This window comes from Streptomyces sp. LS1784 (genome assembly GCF_020103755.1).
Taxonomy (GTDB): domain Bacteria; phylum Actinomycetota; class Actinomycetes; order Streptomycetales; family Streptomycetaceae; genus Kitasatospora.
In genome coordinates, this window is the sequence record NZ_JAHSQD010000632.1 from 1 (window position 1) to 4,466 (window position 4,466).

Sequence of the window (4,466 nt, forward strand, 5' to 3'; positions counted from 1 at the left end):
ACCCCGCCACCACACCAACGAGCACCATCTGCGCTGGTCACGCTTCCGCCGACGCAGCCAGGCCCGAGCCCGCCGCTCCCACTACAAACGCCGAGGCCACAACCCCCAGATGCGGTTGCAGTACTAGCCGAGGCCGCGCCGTGACGGCAACCCCGGCTCACCCGGGAGGCTTACCGCGCAGCGGAGTTGGACCGCATCGGGTGGTGTCCGGGTGACGGCATCCGGAGCGGTTCGTTGGGTGCTACGGCGGGGGTGGGTGCCCCGGTGGCGGGCAACTGCCACCTCCCGCCGTGCGGTCCGAGCCACCGTCGGCCGCTCCACACCGCACCACCGATCCGAAGAGGTCCCGTCATGTCCGAACCATCTGCCACGCCGCAGTTCCCGAGCAGCCCGACGGGCTCGGCCGACGGCACCTCGGCCGGACCCGCCACTCCCAAGAGCCTGCTGGAGCAGATGCAGGAACTGCTCGCCTCCGTCACCGCCGACCTCGCCGAACTCCAGGGCTCCGGCTCCGGCTCCGGCTCCGGCTCCGGCTCCGGCTCCGGGAGCGCCGACTCCACCACCTATCCGACCGGCACGGACACCTCCGAGACCTCGGACGCGCCGGGCACGCGGTAGCCCGCCGCCTGCTCCTCCTCGGCCGGCCCGCCCCCACCGGGCGGGCCGCCGCCGTCCGGGGGACCACTGCCGGAGGGCGAGCCGCTGCTGCTCGCCGCACCGCCACCACCCGGTGGGCCGGCTTCGCCCGGCGGGCCGAGCCGGACCACCAGTAACGGCGCCCCGCCACCCACCGGCTCTCGCTCACGCTCCGCCCCGCCGAGCGCCGCGGGCTCCGTCTCCCCGGACCGGACCGCCGCCTCACGCAGCCGCCCGGTCAGGTCCTTGCACTCCGACACCGCGTCCACACCGTCGATGCAGGTCCAGTAGAGGCTCTCGGTGTCCGCTCCGCAGGCCAGCACCACCAGCGTCTCCCCGACCTCCTGGAGCAATCCGTCCAGCGCCCCCAGGGCCGGCGCCAAGTCCCCGAGGTCGGTGAGCCGCGCGGCCCGGCCGCCGCTCACCAGGGCCGCCCGGAGGACGGAGCGGTCCAGGCAGACCGCCGCGTGGGCCCCGGCCTCGGACAGCTGCTGCCCCAGCCCGGTGAGCTCCTCGTCCTCCGACTCCGCCAGCCTGGCGCCCACCGCCTCGGTGAGCAGCGCGGCCTGCCGCGCCTCGGCCAGCACGTCCGGTACGTGCCTGGCCTCGGCCAGGGCGTGCCGGGCCGTCTTGATCAGTCGCAGCGCCTCCATGGCCACCGCTCCTCCCGCTCGCTGTCGCCGTCGGCCCTGGCCGCCGGAAGGGGCGGCCCGAGCACTGACGGCTGGTCACGGCGAAAGCGTGCGAGCAATGGCCCGAGTGCGCATCCACGTTGTCAGAAGCTGTGGACAAGTCCCGGGTTGTGGATAACTTCCGTCCCTCACAAGGGTTGGTCGTCCACGTCTGAGTTGACGAAAGCCGCATTTTCAGCGGCCGGGTCGGCCTCGACCGTCTCCCGGTCGGCACCGGTCGTGTCCACCGGCACCGGGAAGCGACGCTCGTTCCGCTCGATCTTGGCCGCCAGTGCCTCCAACGGATCCACCCCGACCGCCGTGCAGAACTGGAGCAGGTACGCCAGCACGTCGGCGACCTCGTCGCGCACCCGGTGCGCGCGCTCCGGATCGGACATCACCGCGGCCGCCTGCTCGGGCGTCAGCCACTGGAAGATCTCCAGCAGCTCCCCCGCCTCCACGCTCAGCGCCGCCGCCAGGTTCTTCGGCGTGTGGAAGGGTTCCCACCGCCGGGCCGCCGCGAAGTCCACCAGCCGCTGCCGCAAGGCCTCCACGGTGGGCTCCGCCGGCCCCGTCGCTCGTTCGCTCACCCCTCCAGGTCTACCGCATCGCGGCTCGCCGCCCCACCGCCGGCCGGGGACGCCCCACCACCCTCCGGGGATTCGGCCGGCCCCTCCTGCTCCGCCGACGGGCCGTCGCCCGCCGACGCACGCCCGTCCGCACGCCCGTCCACCCCACCGGCCGCTTCCCTGCGCCCACCCTGGGCCGGCACCCGCGCCGCCTCCGGCCGCAGCACCGTGAACCCGGAGTCCGGATCCCGCCGGCACTCGACCAGTACCGCCCCGCCCCCGGGCGCGCCGCCCAGCGCCTCCCGTGCCGCCGCCGGCTCCTGCACGGCCGCGACCACCCGCAGCTGGCTGCGCTCCGCCATGTCCCGCGCCAGCCGGAGCAGTCCGGCGGTCTGCTCGGCGGAGAGCCCCGCACCCAGGTCCTCGGCCAGCACGGTGAGCTGCCGGTGCGCCCAGGGCACCTCGGCGGCCACGTCGAGGTCGAGCACCCCGGCCCCGGTCAGCAGCACCGCGGAGAAGGCGAGGTGGCGCAGCATCCCGTCGGAGGCCTGGTCGGCCCCGGTGCGCCCGAGGACGCCCTCGTCGAAGACGGCGAGGACCCGCCGCACGCCCGCGCTCTCGCGCTCGGCCAGGGTGAGCCCGAGCAGCGGGTGCGGTGCGGCGGCCTGCAGGGCTCGCAGCAGCTGCCCGTACCGGCGCGGGCACTCGTTGCTCAGCCGGGCGACGACGGCGGAGATGTTGGCGGCGTTGCTGCGCAGCCGGGCCTGCTGGTCGGCCCGGGCCCAGCCGCGCATCAGCGCGGGGACGGGGTGCAGCGGGAAGACCTCGCGCAGCGCGGTGAGCAGGTCCTCGGTGGCGGCGAGGACGAGGCACTCCCCGGCCGACGAGCCCGCGACCCGCAACGGCAGCTGCGCGGTGATCATCGTGCCGCTGGGGAACGGTGCCCGGATGTCGCCCTGGCGGGTGTCGTTGTGCCAGCAGACGTTGACCCGCCGGTTGCGGACGTCCTGCTCGCCGGTGTCCATCAGGGTCCGGCCGTCGAGGGTGAGCGACTCCCGGGCGATCCGGACCGGGCCGCCGGTGCGGATCACCACGTCGAGCCGGATCAGGCCGTGCGGCGAGCGGACGGTGCAGCCGAGGATGATCGCGTCCCGCCCGTGCGGGACGCACCCGTCCAGACCGCCGCGGACGGGCCCGGCGAGCGGGCCGGTGCGTTCGGGCAGCCCGTCCAGCGAGTCGGCGATCTCCTCGCCGAGGGCGAGCCGGGACAGCACGGCCAACGCGTCGAGGGCGTTGGACTTGCCGACCCCGGCGGGCCCGTGCAGCACGGTGAGGGGCGCGAGCGGCAACACCGCACGCCGGTAGGACTTGAACGAGGTGAGCCGGAGCTCCTCGACGGTGGGGCGCGGCACGGGCGGCCGGTCGGGCCCCGGGGCGGCCGGTCGGAGGTGGGCCGGCCCTGCGGGCCTGGTGGCGTCGCGGTTCACCCATGGGACGTTAGCCGCAGGCCGACCGGCAGAAACGTACCTTCAGCGCAGATTCATCCCAACGTGGCGCTCAGCGCAGGTACGCGGCCACCGTCACCGAGGCCGTCACCTCGACCGGCTCCGGCAGCTCCGCGAGCGCGGCGCCGAGCCGCTCCGGGTCGGTGTGCCAGGCGCTCGGCCCCATGCCGACGACGGTGCGCACGTCCTGCGGGCCGAGCCGCAGGGTGAACTCGACCTCCCGCCGCCCGGCCGGCTCCAGGTACGGCCCGAGCTTGTCGTCGATCCGCCGCTGCTTCTCCTCGTCCACCGACAGCAGCCCCAGCGCGTCCACGAGTTCGCGCAGGTGGCGGGCGGTCGGAGAGACCAGCAGCAGGGTGCCGCCGGGGCGCAGCACCCGGCGGATCTCGGGCCCGTTGCGCGGGGCGAAGACGTTGAGCATCAGCTCGGCCGAGGCGTCCCGCAGCGGCAGCGGGCGCCAGGCGTCGCACACCACGGCGCCGATCCGGGGGTGCGCCCTGGCGGCACGGCGCAGCGCGAACTTGGAGATGTCGAGGGCGGCGCCGACCGTCCCGGGCAGGGCGTCCAGGACGTGCGCCAGGTAGTGGCCGGTGCCGGCACCGAGGTCGGCGACCAGGCCGCCGGACTCGCCGGCGACGTCGGAGGCGGCCTGCGCCAGCGCCTCGGCGATCGGCCGGTAGTGCCCGGCGGCCAGGAAGTCCGCGCGGGCCGCGACCATCTCGGCGGTGTCCCCGGTGCCGGTGTGGGCGTCGCCGGCGAGGAGGCTGACGTAGCCCTGCTTGGCGAGGTCGAAGCTGTGCCCGGCCGGGCAGCGCAGGCTGCGGTCGTGCCGGGTGAGGGCCTGCGCGCAGTGCGGGCAGGCCAGGTAGCGCTCGATGTCCTGGAGCAAGGTTCCGTCTTCTCTCGCCGTACGCCCCGGCCGGTCGGGGCGCCAGCCAGCCTAACGACCTCGGCGGACCAGACGCCCCGGGCCACCGCCCCGGCAGCACCCGGCAACCCCCGGCAGGACCTACCTCGTCCCCCTCCCGGGCCCGAGCCCCGCGAGCGCCCGGCCCGCACGGCCCTGCCCCGCGAGCGCCCGGCCC

The 4,466-nt window shown here is 75.6% G+C and carries 4 protein-coding genes and 1 pseudogene; 1 reads left to right on the forward strand and 4 read right to left on the reverse strand.

Annotated elements, in window-relative coordinates; translation table 11 throughout:
* The first annotated feature begins 351 nt into the window (after nucleotides 1-351).
* A complete protein-coding gene (locus KS423_RS39360) occupies nucleotides 352-618 on the forward strand; it encodes a hypothetical protein (protein ID WP_224284531.1) in 267 nt (88 codons plus the stop codon).
* On the opposite strand, the gene KS423_RS39365 is transcribed toward KS423_RS39360, so the two are convergent.
* The 4 genes and pseudogenes from KS423_RS39365 to KS423_RS39380 all read right to left on the reverse strand — a co-directional run bounded on the left by KS423_RS39365 (nucleotide 564) and on the right by KS423_RS39380 (nucleotide 4,270).
* Nucleotides 564-1,289 (reverse strand): DUF6099 family protein, encoded by a 726-nt coding sequence (locus tag KS423_RS39365; protein WP_224284532.1) that lies wholly within the window; start codon nucleotides 1,287-1,289, stop codon nucleotides 564-566. The genes KS423_RS39360 and KS423_RS39365 overlap by 55 nt on opposite strands.
* Nucleotides 1,290-1,555: 266 nt before the next feature.
* A pseudogene (locus KS423_RS39370) lies at nucleotides 1,556-1,861 on the reverse strand (nucleotide pyrophosphohydrolase); the annotation flags it as partial.
* 32 nt (nucleotides 1,862-1,893) lie between these two features.
* Entirely contained in the window at nucleotides 1,894-3,363 is a 1,470-nt protein-coding gene (locus tag KS423_RS39375) for an AAA family ATPase (RefSeq protein WP_224284533.1), read from the reverse strand.
* Between the two features lie 70 nt (nucleotides 3,364-3,433).
* Entirely contained in the window at nucleotides 3,434-4,270 is an 837-nt protein-coding gene (locus tag KS423_RS39380; protein ID WP_224284534.1) for a putative RNA methyltransferase, read from the reverse strand.
* Nucleotides 4,271-4,466 lie beyond the last annotated feature (196 nt).